We start from the raw sequence: 14,744 nt of genomic DNA, 5'->3' as shown, positions 1-14,744 counted from the left end.
GTCAGACCACCTTCGCTTCGTTCTTGAGTTTGTCCACCAGGGCCGCGACATCGGCCACCTTGATGCCGGCCTTGCGGGCGGGCGGCTCGCTGACCTTCAGCGTCTTCAGGCGCGGCGCGGGATCGACGCCCAGGTCTTGCGGCGTGACGGTGTCCAACTGCTTCTTCTTGGCCTTCATGATGTTCGGCAGCGTGACGTAGCGCGGCTCGTTCAGGCGCAAGTCGGTGGTCACGATGGCAGGCAGCTTCAGCGTCAGCGTTTCCAGGCCGCCGTCCACTTCGCGCGTCACGGTGACCTTGCCGTCGGCGACCTCGACCTTGCTGGCGAACGTGGCTTGCGGCCAGTCCAGCAGCGCGGCCAGCATCTGGCCGGTCTGGTTGGCGTCGTCATCGATGGCTTGCTTGCCCAGGATCACGAGCTGCGGCTGCTCCTTGTCGACCAAGGCCTTCAGCAGCTTGGCCACGGCCAGGGGCTGCAGTTCGGCGTCAGTCTGGACGAGCACGCCGCGATCGGCGCCAATGGCCATGGCGGTGCGCAGCGTCTCCTGGCATTGCGCAACGCCGCAGGAAACCGCCACGACTTCGGCGACCGTGCCCTTTTCCTTCAGGCGGGTCGCTTCTTCGACGGCGATTTCGTCAAAGGGGTTCATGGACATCTTCACATTGGCGATATCCACACCAGTCTGATCCGACTTGACGCGCACCTTGACGTTGTAATCAACGACGCGCTTGACAGGTACCAACACCTTCATCCCGCTGCCTCCAAATGGAAATAATGACCCGGCATGCGCCGGGATCGCATTGCACAATTTTTTCCTGATTCTACAGCTTCGCCAGCGCCCGTATATGCGCAACCACGCTGCGGCCCAGAGCGGACAAGTTGTAACCGCCCTCGAGCGTGCTGACGATCCGTCCCTGACAGTGGCGTTCGGCCACCTCCACTAGCTGCTCCGTGATCCATGCGTAGTCGGCTTCCACCAGGCCCATCTGGCCCATGTCGTCCTCGCGGTGCGCGTCGAACCCGGCCGACACCAGAATCAGTTCGGGGCGATGCGCCTCCAGCCTGGGCAGCCAGGTATCGGTGACGATGGTCTTGACCACGGCGCCCGCCGTATAGGCGGCCACGGGCACATTCACCATGTTTGCGGCCGGGGCGTCGGTGCCGCTATTGGGAAAGAACGGATGCTGGAAAAAGCTGCACATCAGCACGCGGTCATCGCCGGCGAACACGTCTTCGGTCCCGTTGCCATGGTGGACGTCGAAATCCACGATCGCCACCCGCGTCAGGCCATGGGCTTCCAGCGCATGACGCGCTGCAACAGCGATATTGTTGAAAAAGCAGAAGCCCATCGCCTGCGACCGGCAAGCGTGGTGTCCGGGTGGACGCACCGCGCAGAACGCCGTGCGGGCCTCGCCGGCCATCACGGCGTCCACGGCAGCCACACCCGCTCCCGCCGCGTGAAGCGCCGCTTCATAGGTATGCGGGTTCATCAGCGTGTCGGGATCTATCGGGTAATACCCTTGGTCTGGCGTATGTTCGCGCAAACTGTCCAGATACTGGACAGTGTGTACCCGCAACAGCGCCTGCCGGGACGCCTGAGGCGCCTGCCGGTCATCCAGGTAGGGCATCAACCCGCTTGCGAGCAACTGGTCTGAAATCGCGTCCAGCCTCTGCGGGCTTTCGGGATGCCAACTGCCCATTTCATGCAAGCGGCATGCCGGGTGGGTAAGATACATGGTCTCCATAAGGAAGATTATGTTCATCTGTCGGCGAATACTGCAACTCGGAACGCTTTCCGCCCTGCTGGCGGGGTGCTCCACCACCGCCCCCACCGCACCCTCTACCGCCCTTTCTGCCCAGACGGCCCCGGCCACAGGCGCCGCCCCCATCCGCATCGGACCCAGTACGCCGACACTCGGGCCCGATACCCCGGATGATGCACCCGCCGTTCTGACGGCCTCCGGCGCCCTGCGCCCGGAGGTCCAGTCGTTCGTGGAAGGCCTGGCGGCCGAACGCCAACTGCCCCTGGCGCCCATGGTCTCGGCGCTGGAAGGCTCGCGCTATAACCCCACGGTGGCGCGCCTGATCGCGCCGTCCCCGCCCGGCAAGAAGGTCTGGCGCAGTTGGCTCACCTACCGGTCGCGCTTCGTTGAACCCAAGCGCATCGGCTGGGGCGTCGAGTTCTACAACGAGAACCGCGACCTGCTCAATCAGGCCGCGCAGCGCTTCGGGGTGCCGGCGCCCATCATCGCGTCCATCATTGGCGTCGAAACGCTGTACGGCCGCAATATGGGCAACTTCCGCGTCCTGGACGCGCTGGCCACCCTGGCCTTCGATTACCCCGATCCCGCCAAACCCGAACGCGCCACCATGTTCCGCGGCCAGCTCGCCGACTTTCTGACGCTGGTCATGAAGGACAAGCTGGAACTGGAAACCCGCGGTTCGTACGCGGGCGCCATCGGCATGCCGCAGTTCATGCCCACCAGCGTCATGCACTACGCGGTGGACGGCGACGCCAATGGCCATATCGACCTGACCAACAATACTCAGGACGCCATCATGTCCGTCGGCAGCTTCCTGGCGCAACACGGCTGGCAGCGCGGCCTGCCCGTGTTCGCGCCGGTGGCATTGCCCGCGGACCCGACGGCGCTGGTAGACGGCGGCCTGGAGCCCAAGCAAAGCTGGAACACGCTTTCCGCGGCAGGCGCGCGGCTGCAACCGGGCGCCTCCAGCGAGGGCTGGGGCAGCCAGCCCATGGGGGTTGTCGACCTGGTCGAAGAAGCCCGGGGCACGGCGCAATACCGCGTCGGCACGCCGAACTTCTTTGCGCTGACCAAGTACAACCGCAGCTATTTCTACGCGACCTCCGTGGCCGACCTGGCCACCGAGATCGAGGCCCGCGTGGCGCGCTGACCTGGAACCCGCAAAAAAAGGCGCCCCGGCCAAGGCCGGGGCGCCTTTTTCATTCGGCAGCCGCGCCAGGCGGTTGCCGGCCGCGGTGGATGGCGCAAACCCGCCTGCCCGCCGCCGGGCGTGTCAGTTGAAGACGCCCGTGGACAGGTAGCGGTCGCCGCGGTCGCACACGATGAACACGATGGTTGCGTCGTTCACGCGCTCTGCCACGCGCAGCGCGGCAACCAGCGCGCCTGCCGACGAGATACCGCCAAAGATGCCCTCTTCGGCAGCAAGCCGCCGCGCCATGACCTCGGCCTCGGATTGCTGGATGGATTCGTAGGAATCCACGCGGCTGCGGTCGAAGATCTTGGGCATGTAGGCCTCGGGCCACTTGCGGATGCCCGGGATCTGCGAGCCTTCGGCCGGCTGGGCGCCCACCACCTGCACCGCGGGATTGCGCGACTTCAGGTAGGCCGATACGCCCATGATGGTGCCGGTGGTGCCCATGGCGCTCACGAAATGCGTGATGCGTCCGTCGGTCTGATTCCAGAGTTCGGGGCCGGTGGTTTCGATGTGCGCGCGCGGGTTGTCGGGGTTGGCGAACTGGTCCAGCACCAGCCCCCGGCCATCGGCCTGCATTTCGGTGGCCAGATCGCGCGCGTACTCCATGCCGCCCTTGTCAGCGGGCGTCAGGATGAGTTCGGCCCCGTAGGCCGCCATCGCCGCACGGCGTTCCACGGAAAGGTTGTCCGGCATGATCAGGATCATGCGATAGCCCTTCATCGCGGCCGCCATGGCCAGCGCAATGCCCGTATTGCCGCTGGTGGCTTCGATGAGGGTGTCGCCCGGTTTGATATCGCCGCGCTCTTCCGCGTGCTTGATCATCGACAGGGCCGGACGGTCCTTCACGGAACCCGCGGGATTGTTACCTTCCAGCTTGGCCAGGATGACGTTGCCACGCGCCTCGCCCGCGTCCCCGGGAATGCGCTGCAGGCGCACGAGGGGCGTGTTGCCGACGGTTTGCTCGATAGTGGGATAGGTAGTAGTCATGGCGACGATCATAACTCCGCCTGGCGGCGGGCGCGGCCAAAAGCCGCGCTCGCGCCAGGGGTTCCCGAACCCGCCCCGGGGTCAGGGCTTGCCGCGCGCCGGCGCCGCCATGGGCGCGCCGGGCTTGGCGGGCGCGGGCCTGGCCTGCGCGGGCTTGGCCCCGGTGCCGGCGGGCTTGGCCGAGGTGCCGGCCGGCTCGGCCGCGGCGCTGGCCGGCTCGCCCCCGGCCCCGGGTTTGCCCCCGATGGTCAGGCCGGCCGCCTGCAGCGCCTGGGCTTTTTTCTGGCCGATGCCGCGCACCCGTTCGCTCAGGTCTTCCAGGGATTCGAAGTTGCCGCCGCGCTCGCGTTCGCGCACGATGATCTCGGCCGTGCGCGGTCCGATTCCCCGGATGCCTTCAAGCTGGGTGGCGCTGGCCTGGTTGACATCCACCGCCCGCGCCGGCGGCGCGGCGACACCAAGACCAGCCGAAAGCAGCAAGACGCTCAGCGCCTGCCGCAGGACGCGCTGGCCGCCGCGGGGGCCGTTGGACGCCGTGACCCGGCGCGGCCTGCGCCATTGCGAAAGCGGCGATGCGCGGGCAACGGTGGACTGGAAAAACGGATTCATGGGGTTCTCCTAGGATGGCGGCGCAACGGTTGTCGCGCCACGTCCCTATCATCGTGGCGCGCTTGCGCATGCACCGGCCCGGTGAACAAAACCATCCACCCCGGCAAACACGCGCGCGAAAAAAAGCCACCGGCTCGCGGTGGCTTTTCACGGTGACGGCCCGGGCCGCGGCTACCTGCGGGCGCGCCAATAGCGCACGTACTCGGCCACGCCGGTCTGCACGTCGCGCATCGACGCGGTGAACCCGGCCGCGCGCAATTGGGTGACGTCAGCCTGCGTATAGCTCTGGTAGCGTCCCTTGAGATCGTCCGGAAACGGGATGTAGCGGATCAGATCCAGCTCCGCCAATTGGGCCAGCGTCAGTTCCGCTTCACCGCGTTCGGCGCGCAAGGTGTTCACCACCGCGGCGGCCACGTCATTGAAAGGCTGCGCCCGGCCGGTGCCGCAGTTGAAAATGCCGGATTGCTCGGGGTGGTCCAGGAAGTGCAGGTTGACCGCGACCACATCCTCGACCGAAATGAAGTCACGGCTCTGGCCGCCGTCCACGTAGCCGTCCCAGCCCGCGAACAGGCGCACATGGCCGTGTTCCAGGAACTGGTTCATGTTGTGGAACGCCACCGAGGCCATGCGGCCCTTGTGCTGTTCGTGCTGGCCATAGACGTTGAAGTAGCGCAGGCCCACGACCTGCGCCGTCAGGCTGTCCATGCGCTTGCGCAGCACCTGGTCGAACAGCAGCTTGGAATACCCGTAGACGTTCAGCGGGCCTTCGTTGTCGGGGTGCTCGACGTAGACCGAAGAACCGCCGTACACCGCGGCGGACGAAGCATAGAGGAACGGGATGCGGCGCGCCTGGCAGAACTCGAACAGCTCCAGCGTGACGCGGTAGTTGTTGTCGAGCATGTAGCGGCCGTTGCGCTCGGTCGTGTCCGAGCAGGCGCCTTGATGGAGGACCGCGCGGATCTCGGGCAGGCTGCCGTCGGCCACGCGCCGGCGGAAGTCGTCCTTGTCCATGTAATCGGCGATCCTGCAGTCGACGAGATTGACGAACTTGTCGCCCTCGGTCAGGTCATCGACCGCGATGATGTCTTCGATGCCACGGCGGTTGAGTCCGCGCACCAGGTTGCTGCCAATGAAGCCCGCGGCTCCGGTTACGACGATCATGAGGGTTCTCCTGCCAACTCCGCGGCGGTGACGATGGACGTGCCCAGCTTGCCCACGGCGATGCCGCCGGCCTTGTTGGCCCAGCTCATTGCCTCGGCCCAGGGCAGGTCGATGGCGCGCGAAACGGCCAAGGTCGCCAGTACGGTATCGCCCGCGCCGGACACGTCGAACACTTCGTGCGCTTGCGCGTCGGTATGGTCGCGTCCTGCGTCGGTAAATAAGGTCATGCCCTGCTCGGAACGCGTCACGAGCAAGGCCTCCAGGTTCAGGTCGGCGCGCAGACGCTGCGCGCGGTCGGTCAATTCGGCCTCGGAATTCCAGCGGCCCACCGCCTGCTGCATTTCCGAGCGGTTGGGCGTGACCAGCGTCGCGCCGCGATAGCGGGAATAGTCATCGCCCTTGGGGTCCACCAGCACCGGGATGCCGGCATTGCGCGCCAGGAAGATCAGGGATTCCACGCGCGTGAGCACGCCCTTCGCGTAGTCCGACAGCACCACGATATCGTGATTGGCCAGATGGCGGGCAAGCGCAGCGTCCACGCTGTCCAGGGCGGCCTGGCCCGGATGCTGCTCGAAGTCCACGCGCAGCAACTGCTGCTGACGCCCCAGCACGCGCATCTTCAGCGTGGTGTGGAGGGAAGTGTCGGCGATCAGGTCGGCCTGGATGCCGGCCTCGGTGGCCAGGCGCCTGACGCTGTCGCCGGCCTCGTCCTCGCCCAGCACGCCGACCAGGGTGACGTGGCCGCCCAGGGCAGCCACGTTGCGTGCCACGTTGGCCGCGCCGCCCAGGCGGTCCTCGCGGCGCGCGACGCGCACCACCGGCACCGGCGCTTCGGGCGAGATGCGTTCAACTTCGCCGAACCAGTAGCGGTCCAGCATCACATCGCCAACCACGAGAACGCGGCTACGCGAAATGGCTTCGGCGGGAAAAGAGTTCATTCAAGTTCTTCCAGACGGCGCGGCGCATAGGTCTCCCAGGCGTTGCAGCCGGGACACTGCCAGTAAAAGCGACGCGCTTGAAAACCGCAACTGCGGCATGCGTAGCGATCGAGCCGTTGCGTGTGCTTGTGGATCAGGCTGCGCAGCAAGGTCAGATCGGCGCCGGGCACCGGACCATGGTCGGCGTCGCCCTCGCCGTTGGCCAGTTCGGCCTCCAGCAGCCGGTCCAGGCCGAGCAGCGAAGGATGGCTGCGCAACGCGCCGCGGGCAAAGGCCCAGGCGGGCGCCGCGCCCTGCTGCACCCTGAGTTCCCTGAACACCACATTGAACAGATCCAACGAGGCATGGCGGGCATACTGCTTCTGCAGGAACTCGAGCCCCGCCTGCGCCTGATTGGCGCCGCGATAGTTGGCCAGCAGTTGTTCGGCCACCAGCCCGGCATACTCGGGCGCATCGGTCATGACCGATTCCAGGTACAGCCTTTCGCGCTTCGGGTCCTGTTCGATCAGGGCCAGGCGCGCGCGCAGCATGGCGGTGCGCACCATCGCGCCCTTGCTCGACGCCGCGTCCGTGGTGGCCAGGGCGTGATCGGCGGCGTCCAGCGCCTTGTGCGCGGCCTCGATGTCGGCGGGCTTGGCCGTCAGGGCGGTCTGCGCCTGCTCGCAGTAGTAGTGCACGATCTGCGGAACGGGTTCGTCGACCAGGCCCTGCAGCGTCTTCACGGCCTCGATGGCGCGCGGCCAGTCATGTTCGGATTCAAAGATACGGATCAGGGAGCGCAGCGCGGGCAGGGCATAGCGCGTGTCCTTGAGCTGTTCGAAGCCGCTTTCGGCACGGTCGAGCATGCCCGCCTTCAGGAAGTCCTGCGCCAGTTCATGCTGCGCGTGCTCGCGCTCGGCGACCGGCAGGTCGGAGCGGTTCAGCAGGCTCTGGTGCACGCGGATGGCGCGCTCCATCTCGCCACGGCGGCGGAACAGGCTGCCCAGCGCAAAGTGCAGCTCGGTGGTTTCAGGGTCCAGTTTGGCGACTTCGACAAAGGCGTCGATGGCGCGATCCGGCTCTTCGTTGAGCAGGAAGTTCAACCCGCGGAAATAGGAGTCCGGCAGGCTGCGGGTTTCGCGCAGCATTTGCCTGATGTCGAAGCGCGCGGCCAGCCAGCCCAGCGCGAACAGCACCGGCACGAAAATCAACCACCAAGGTTCAAAATCCACTATTCGGGCTCATGCGGTAATTCGGTGCAAAAAGGGGGACGTGCGGCACGACCGATGCCGTCACAGCGGCGACATCGGCGCAACGGCCTCTGGCGGCACGACGGGCGTGGTGCCGCTGGCGGCGGCCTGGATACGATCCAGCTCTCGGCGCAGGCGGATGGCTTCACGGCGGCGGCGCACGGCGGCGGGTACGGTGAGCAGCAGGCCAAACAGGGCGCCCAGCACGAACACGACCAGCATGACGACGATCAGCGGAACGTCCTGAACGACGTAATCGGCATAGAACTTCACGGCAACCGGATCGGTGTTCTTCAAGGCGAACATCAATACGGCAACAAACACGAGCAATCGCAGGGCCCAGACTAGATAGCGCATGGCGCATGCTCCAGATAATTCAAGACCATCAATTGTAAGCGACCTCTCTCGCGCCAGCGAAAAAAAACCCCGGGGGTAAAAACAAAGCCCCTTGATTTCTCAAGGGGCTTTGTCCGCGGTCCGATCTGCCTGAAGGCAGCCTTCGCTTGGCCGACGCGTCAATGCATGGCGTGCAAACCTGCCATGGACGGAATCGACTCGCTCGATCCAGAGGATTGAGCGTCCTCGTCATTGCCGCCGACCAGGTCCACCCGTTCGCGCAATTCCTTGCCCGCCTTGAAATGCGGCACCTGTTTGCCAGGCACCAGCACTTGTTCGCCGGATTTCGGGTTGCGCCCGACACGGGGAGACCGCTGCGACAACGAGAAGCTGCCAAAACCGCGGATCTCGATGCGCTGACCCGAGGCCAGGGCCTGGGTCATCGCATCCAGAACAGTCTTGACGGCGTAATCGGTGTCGCGGGCGGCCAGCTGAGGATAGCGGGCCGCCAAGGCGGCGATCAGCTCCGACTTGGTCACGAATTAACCGTCGTTGCGCTGTTGGTCCAGCTTGGCCTTCAGCAGCGCGCCGAGGTTGGTGGTGCCGGACGAAGCGCTGGCGTCGGACATGCGCTGGATCGTGTCGGCGGTTTCGGCGTTGTCGCGGGCCTTGATCGACAGTTGGATCGAACGCGTCTTGCGGTCGATGTTGACGATCATGGCTTCGATGTTCTCGCCAGCGTTCAGAACGGTGGTGGCATCTTCAACGCGGCCCGAGGAGATCTCGGAAGCGCGCAGGTAGCCTTCAACGTCCACGGACAGCGTGACGACGGCGCCCTTGGCTTCAACCGACTTGATGGTGCCCGGAACAACGGCGCCCTTGTCGAAGGTGGCAACGAAGTTGTTGAAGGGGTCGCCTTCAAGCTGCTTGATGCCCAGCGAGATGCGTTCCTTGTCGGTATCGATGCCCAGAACCACGGCTTCGATCTCGTCGCCCTTCTTGAAGTTGCGCACGGCTTCTTCGCCGGTTTCCGTCCACGACAGGTCGGACAGGTGAACCAGGCCATCGATGCCGCCGGGCAGGCCGACGAACACGCCGAAGTCGGTGATCGACTTGATGGCGCCGCGGACCTTGTCGCCGCGCTTGAAGTTCGTGGCGAACTCTTCCCACGGATTCTGACGGCACTGCTTCATGCCCAGCGAGATACGACGACGGTCTTCGTCGATTTCCAGGACCATGACTTCGACTTCTTCGCCCAGGGTAACAACCTTGCGCGGGTCGACGTTCTTGTTCGTCCAGTCCATTTCGGACACGTGAACCAGGCCTTCGATGCCCGCTTCGACTTCAACGAACGCGCCGTAGTCGGTCAGGTTCGTGACCTTGCCGAACAGGCGGGTGCCTTGCGGGTAGCGGCGAGCCAGGCCCACCCACGGATCTTCGCCCAGTTGCTTGACGCCCAGCGAGACGCGGCTCTTTTCCTGGTCGAACTTGAGGACCTTGGCTTCGACTTCCTGACCCACTTGCAGGACTTCGGAGGGGTGACGCACACGGCGCCAGGCCATGTCGGTGATGTGCAGCAGGCCGTCGATACCGCCCAGGTCAACGAACGCGCCGTAATCGGTGATGTTCTTGACCACGCCCTTGACCACGGCACCTTCGTGCAGGGTTTCGAGGAGCTTTTGACGCTCTTCGCCCATGCTGGCTTCCAGCACCTGGCGACGCGACAGCACAACGTTGTTGCGCTTGCGGTCGAGCTTGATGACCTTGAATTCGAGGGTCTTGCCTTCGTACGGGGTGGTGTCCTTGACCGGACGCAGGTCCACCAGCGAACCCGGCAGGAACGCGCGGATGCCGTTGGTCATGACGGTCAGGCCGCCCTTCACCTTGCCGGTGATGGTGCCGGTAACCAGTTCGCCGTTTTCCAGGGCCTTTTCCAGCTGCAGCCAGGCCGACAGGCGCTTGGCGCGGTCACGCGACAGGATGGTGTCGCCGTAGCCGTTTTCCAGGGAATCGATGGCCACCGAGACGAAATCGCCGGGTTGCACTTCGAGCTCGCCCTGGTCATTCAGGAACTCTTCCAGGGGGATCAGCGCTTCGGACTTCAGGCCGGCATTGACGACGACGAAATTATGGTCGATGCGCACGACTTCGGCACTGATGACCTCGCCGGACTTCATGTCCTGGCTCTTGAGGCTTTGTGCGAAAAGGTCGGCGAAACTTTCGCCGCCGGTGGCGGTGGCGGTAGTGGGAACGGAAGACATGGGGTTGAAATCCATTAGGCCAAAATGGCCGTTAAGAACACACCGCAGCGGATTGCCCGCCACAGTGGAGTCAAAATACCTGTCTGCCGGTTTGCCCTTGCGGGGTGGCCCGTGGGGGTGTCGCCTGGCTAGAACAGGGCCTAATCAAAAAATCAGTGTTGAAGCGGGGCTTCGTTGGATTCTGGCCCGGCTTGGTCGCCCGGTTCTACTACACCTATGCCTGCGCCTTCTGCCAGAAATCCAATATTGCCTGCACCGTTTCTGCAATCGTCAAATCAGACGAATCCAGCACGTGTGCATCTGCTGCGGGAGCCAGGGGCGCAGTAGCGCGACCAGTATCGCGGGCGTCTCGCTCGCGCATATCCCGTAGAAGGTCATCAAGATTAGCAGAAATTCCCTTTTCGATCAACTGCTTACGCCGCCTCTCCGCCCGGGCGACGACGTCGGCGACCAGGAACACCTTCAGGGAAGCATCGGGGAACACTACGGTACCCATGTCGCGCCCGTCCGCAACCAGCCCCGGCGGCAGCCGGAAAGCGCGCTGGCGCTCGAGCAGCGCCTGGCGCACGCCTGGGAAAGCGGCTACCCGGGACGCGAAATTACCCACTTCTTCACGGCGGATCTCGTGGCCGACATCGGCGCCGTCCAGATAGACATGCGGGCCCTCGAAACGCACATCCAGCGTTTCGGCCACGCCGGCCACGCGGGCCTCGTCTTCGGCCGCCACGCCGCGGTTGATCGCGGCCAAGGCGGTCAGACGATACAGCGCGCCGCTGTCGAGGACCGCCCAGCCCAGCGCTTTGGCGACGCGATGGGCCACGGTGCCCTTGCCGGACGCGGTGGGGCCGTCGATCGTGATGACCGGAGCCAGGGAGGAATGAGTCGAAGCCGTCAAAGTCATGGACAATTTAGCGCTAGGCCTGAACCAGGCCCGCGTAGACATCAAAGTAACCCGGGAACGTCTTGCTGACGCAACCGGGATCAAGAATACGAACCGCCGCCGGCCCGAAAGCCGCCAGCGAAAAGCACATGGCCATCCGGTGGTCGTCCCAGGTGCCGATGTGCGCATCGCGCCAGGCGTCCGCGGCGGGCGGCGTCACGCGCAACCAATCCGGCCCCGATTCCACCTGCGCCCCCAGCTTTTCGAGCTCGGTCTGCATGGCGTGGATGCGGTCGGTTTCCTTCACGCGCCAGCTGCCGATATTACGCAACCGGCAGGGGCCATCCGCATAGAGCGCCAGCGCGGCGGCCGTCATGGCGGCGTCGGGAATCAGGTTGAAATCCGTGTCGAAGGCCTTCAGGCGGCCGCCCTCGGCCACCTTGACGCCGGACACCTCGATCCAGCCGGGTCCGTAAGTCACCTGGGCGCCCATGTCCGCCAGCGTGCCGGCAAACGCGACATCCCCCTGAATGCTGTCCGCGCCCACGCCGGTCACCCGCAAGGGCCCCCCGCCGATCGCGCCCAGCGCCAGGAAATACGAGGCCGTCGATGCGTCCCCTTCCACAGCGATCTGGCCCGGGCTGCGATAGGCGGCTCCGGCGCCGATCACGAAACGGCTCCAGCCGTCGCGGTGCACCTGCACGCCAAAGCGCGCCATCAGGTTCAGCGTGATCTCGATGTAGGGTTTGGAAATGAGCTCGCCGACCACCTCGATCGCGACGGGCTTGCCGCTGCGGCCCGCCTGCAGCGGCGCCGCCAGCAGCAAGGCGGTCAGGAACTGGCTGGACACCGAGCCCTGCACGCGGGTCACGGCGTCGTCGGCGATCTCGCCGCGGCCGATATGCAGCGGCGGATAGCCGGGCTGGCCCAGGTAGTCGATGCGCGCGCCCAGCGCATTCAGGGCGTCGACCAGATCGCCGATGGGGCGTTCGTGCATGCGTGGCACGCCGGACAGGCGGTAGTCGCCGCCCATCAGGGCCAATGCGGCGGTCAGCGGGCGGATCGCGGTGCCGGCATTGCCCATGAACAGATCGGCGCTTTCCACGGGGAAGCGGCGCACGCCCTGCACGGTGACGCGGCCCGCATCCAGTTCGGACACCTGCACGCCGAGCTGGCGCAAGGCGCCCAGCATGACGCGCGTATCGTCGGAATCCAGCAGGCCGGTGATGTCCGTGCTGCCCCCGGCGATCGCCGACAGCAGCAGCACGCGATTGGAAATGCTCTTGGAACCCGGCAGGGCCATCACGCCCCGCGCGTGCCGCACGCGCGGCAGATCGAGATAAGGCGAAGCGCCCATGTCAGCTACTCCTTGCGCCAGTTGCGGCGCGCGCGGGCCGCCGTATCCAGCAGCGTCAGCAAAGCCTCGCCGTCGCCATCGGCGATGGCGCGTTCGGCACGATCCAGCACGCCTCGCACGCCGGCCAGTTCGGCCAGCATCGCGTCGCGGTTGGACAGAAAGATGTCGCGCCACATCTCCGGCGAACCGGCGGCGATACGGGTGAAGTCGCGAAAGCCGCTGCCCGCGAGGTCCAGGCGGGTATGGGCGTCGGCGGCCGTGGCCACCTGTTCCATGTAGACCGCCGACAGCAGGTGCGGCAGATGGCTTACCGACGCCAGCACGCGGTCGTGCGCATCGGCGTCCATGTCGAACACGTCCGCGCCGCAGGCCTGCCAGGCGCGGCGAACCAGGTCCAGGGACCCCGCGCTGTTTTCCGGTAGGGGCGTCAGGATGACCGCGCGCTTGCGGTAGAGCCCCGCGTCGGCGGCCTCCGGCCCCGTACGCTCGGCGCCCGCGATGGGATGCCCGGGCACGAACTGCCCGATGCGATCCCCCAGCGCGGCGCGCGCGGCCTCGACCACTTCGGCCTTGGTGCTGCCCGCATCGGTCAGCACCGTGCCTTCGGCCAGTCGCGGCAGCATGAGCGACAGCACGTCTTTCAGACCGCCGACCGGCGTGGCCAGCAGGACCAGATCGGCCCTGGCCGCGGCGTCTTCGGCCGCAACCGCCTCGTCGATCAAGCCCAACTCAACGGCGCGCGCCAGCGACTGCGCGTTGCGCCCTACCCCGAGCACCCGGCCCACTTGGCCGGCCTGGCGCAAGGCCGCGGCGAACGATCCGCCGATCAGGCCGACACCGACAACCGCCAGTACAGGAATCAGGGGGCCCGCGGCCCCCTGATCGGAAGAAGGTAACGCGTCGTTCATTCGGACAGGATGGCGGTCAGTGCGTCGATGAATCGGGCGTTTTCTTGCGGCAGCCCGATGGAAACGCGCAGCCACTCGGGCAGGCCGTCGCCGGCCACCGGGCGCACGATGACGCCGCGCTTGAGCAGCGCCAGGTTGATGCGCGGCGCATCGCCCACATGAACCAGCACGAAATTGCCGTAGCTGGGCACGTAGCGGAGCTTCAGGCTGTCGAACGCCGCGCAAAGCTGCGCCTTGCCGGCCTTGTTGGAGGCGTAGGCTTCTTCCAGGTAGGCGGCATCGCCCAGCGCTGCGATCGCGGCGGCCTGGGCCAGCGTGTTGACGTTGAACGGCTGGCGCACGCGGTTCAGCAGATCGGTCAGGGCCGGCTGCGCGACCGAGAAGCCGACGCGCAGGCCGGCCAGGCCATAGGCCTTGGAGAACGTGCGCGAAACGATCAGGTTCGGGTAGCGGCGCGCGAGCGCGGTGCTATCGAAGCGGAATTCGGGGTCTAGATACTCGTTGTAGGCCTCGTCCAGCACCACTGTGACGCGGTCGCCGTGGGCGGCGTGCACGCGTTCGAGGAAATCGGCGATCTTGTCCCCCGGAACGAAGGTGCCCGTGGGGTTGTTCGGATTGGCGATGAAAAGCAGGCGCGTGTCGTCGGCGATCGCGTCGAACATCGCATCCAGGTCATGGCCGTAGTCCTGCGCCGGCACCACGATGTGGCGCGCGCCGCGCGCCTGGGTGGCCAGGCGATACACCGCGAACGAATGCTGCGCATACACGGCCGACGAGCCCGGTTCCAGCAGCGCCAGCGCGGCGATTTCCAGAATGTCGTTGGAGCCGTTGCCGAGCGTGATCCAGTTCATCGGCACGCCGTAGCGTTCGGCCAGCGCCGCTTTCAGGTCAAAGCCGTTGGGATCGGGATAACGCGCCAGCGACTCGGCGGCGGCCAGCATGGCCTCGCGCGCCGACTTGGGCATGCCCAGCGGGTTTTCATTGGAGGCCAGCTTGACGATGGTGGCCGGGTCCAGCCCGAACTCGCGGGCCAGTTCTTCGATCGGCTTGCCCGCCTGATAGGGGGCAATGGCGCTGACATGCGCGGGAGCAACGAGGGGCTTGGGTGCGGTTGTCATGG

General features: G+C 65.9%; 15 protein-coding genes. 1 reads left to right on the top strand and 14 read right to left on the bottom strand.

Translation table 11 applies throughout. From position 1 onward, the window contains the following. Position 1 precedes the first annotated feature (1 nt). Entirely contained in the window at positions 2-751 is a 750-nt protein-coding gene (locus ASE30_RS14220; RefSeq protein ID WP_057284940.1) for an electron transfer flavoprotein subunit beta/FixA family protein, read from the bottom strand. A 70-nt stretch (positions 752-821) separates the two neighbouring features. Beyond that, on the bottom strand, positions 822-1,745 hold the full coding sequence (locus tag ASE30_RS14215; RefSeq protein WP_082601580.1) for a histone deacetylase family protein: 924 nt from the start codon (positions 1,743-1,745) through the stop codon (positions 822-824). A 10-nt stretch (positions 1,746-1,755) separates the two neighbouring features. Between ASE30_RS14215 and mltB the strand changes: the two genes are divergently transcribed. Beyond that, on the top strand, positions 1,756-2,913 hold the full coding sequence (gene mltB / locus ASE30_RS14210; protein ID WP_057284939.1) for a lytic murein transglycosylase B: 1,158 nt from the start codon (positions 1,756-1,758) through the stop codon (positions 2,911-2,913). A 123-nt stretch (positions 2,914-3,036) separates the two neighbouring features. On the opposite strand, the gene cysM is transcribed toward mltB, so the two are convergent. The 12 genes from cysM to hisC all read right to left on the bottom strand — a co-directional run bounded on the left by cysM (position 3,037) and on the right by hisC (position 14,742). Beyond that, the gene (cysM, locus tag ASE30_RS14205) at positions 3,037-3,945 is read right to left on the bottom strand and encodes a cysteine synthase CysM (protein WP_057285199.1); all 909 of its coding nucleotides are present in this window, start codon (positions 3,943-3,945) and stop codon (positions 3,037-3,039) included. Positions 3,946-4,026: 81 nt separating this feature from the next. Beyond that, the gene (locus ASE30_RS14200; RefSeq protein ID WP_082601579.1) at positions 4,027-4,554 is read right to left on the bottom strand and encodes a helix-hairpin-helix domain-containing protein; all 528 of its coding nucleotides are present in this window, start codon (positions 4,552-4,554) and stop codon (positions 4,027-4,029) included. Positions 4,555-4,725: 171 nt separating this feature from the next. Next, a complete protein-coding gene (gene rfaD, locus ASE30_RS14195; protein ID WP_057284938.1) occupies positions 4,726-5,715 on the bottom strand; it encodes an ADP-glyceromanno-heptose 6-epimerase in 990 nt (329 codons plus the stop codon). Further along, positions 5,712-6,653, bottom strand: a complete 942-nt coding sequence (gene rfaE1, locus ASE30_RS14190) for a D-glycero-beta-D-manno-heptose-7-phosphate kinase (RefSeq protein ID WP_057284937.1) — start codon at positions 6,651-6,653, stop codon at positions 5,712-5,714. The genes rfaD and rfaE1 overlap by 4 nt, the downstream gene beginning before the upstream one ends. Beyond that, positions 6,650-7,864, bottom strand: coding sequence for a lipopolysaccharide assembly protein LapB (gene lapB, locus ASE30_RS14185; protein ID WP_057284936.1), 1,215 nt, complete (start codon positions 7,862-7,864; stop codon positions 6,650-6,652). The genes rfaE1 and lapB overlap by 4 nt, the downstream gene beginning before the upstream one ends. Positions 7,865-7,924: 60 nt before the next feature. Continuing rightward, positions 7,925-8,239, bottom strand: a complete 315-nt coding sequence (locus tag ASE30_RS14180; protein WP_057284935.1) for a lipopolysaccharide assembly LapA domain-containing protein — start codon at positions 8,237-8,239, stop codon at positions 7,925-7,927. Positions 8,240-8,397: 158 nt separating this feature from the next. Beyond that, positions 8,398-8,757: an integration host factor subunit beta gene (locus ASE30_RS14175; RefSeq protein ID WP_057284934.1), complete on the bottom strand. Its 360-nt coding sequence runs from the start codon at positions 8,755-8,757 to the stop codon at positions 8,398-8,400. A gap of 3 nt (positions 8,758-8,760) precedes the next feature. Beyond that, complete coding sequence (gene rpsA, locus ASE30_RS14170; protein WP_057284933.1) at positions 8,761-10,479, bottom strand: 30S ribosomal protein S1; 1,719 nt, start codon at positions 10,477-10,479, stop codon at positions 8,761-8,763. A 214-nt stretch (positions 10,480-10,693) separates the two neighbouring features. After that, positions 10,694-11,380, bottom strand: coding sequence for a (d)CMP kinase (gene cmk, locus ASE30_RS14165; protein ID WP_057285197.1), 687 nt, complete (start codon positions 11,378-11,380; stop codon positions 10,694-10,696). 13 nt (positions 11,381-11,393) lie between these two features. After that, the gene (gene aroA, locus ASE30_RS14160; RefSeq protein ID WP_057284932.1) at positions 11,394-12,716 is read right to left on the bottom strand and encodes a 3-phosphoshikimate 1-carboxyvinyltransferase; all 1,323 of its coding nucleotides are present in this window, start codon (positions 12,714-12,716) and stop codon (positions 11,394-11,396) included. Positions 12,717-12,721: 5 nt separating this feature from the next. After that, positions 12,722-13,624 carry a prephenate dehydrogenase/arogenate dehydrogenase family protein gene (locus ASE30_RS14155; protein ID WP_057284931.1) on the bottom strand — a complete coding sequence of 301 codons (903 nt, stop codon included), beginning with the start codon at positions 13,622-13,624 and terminating at the stop codon, positions 12,722-12,724. Next, complete coding sequence (hisC, locus tag ASE30_RS14150; protein WP_057284930.1) at positions 13,621-14,742, bottom strand: histidinol-phosphate transaminase; 1,122 nt, start codon at positions 14,740-14,742, stop codon at positions 13,621-13,623. The genes ASE30_RS14155 and hisC overlap by 4 nt, the downstream gene beginning before the upstream one ends. Positions 14,743-14,744 lie beyond the last annotated feature (2 nt).

Source organism: Achromobacter sp. Root83, assembly GCF_001428845.1.
GTDB lineage: Bacteria > Pseudomonadota > Gammaproteobacteria > Burkholderiales > Burkholderiaceae_B > Achromobacter.
This window is presented reverse-complemented; position numbering and strand designations above follow the sequence as displayed.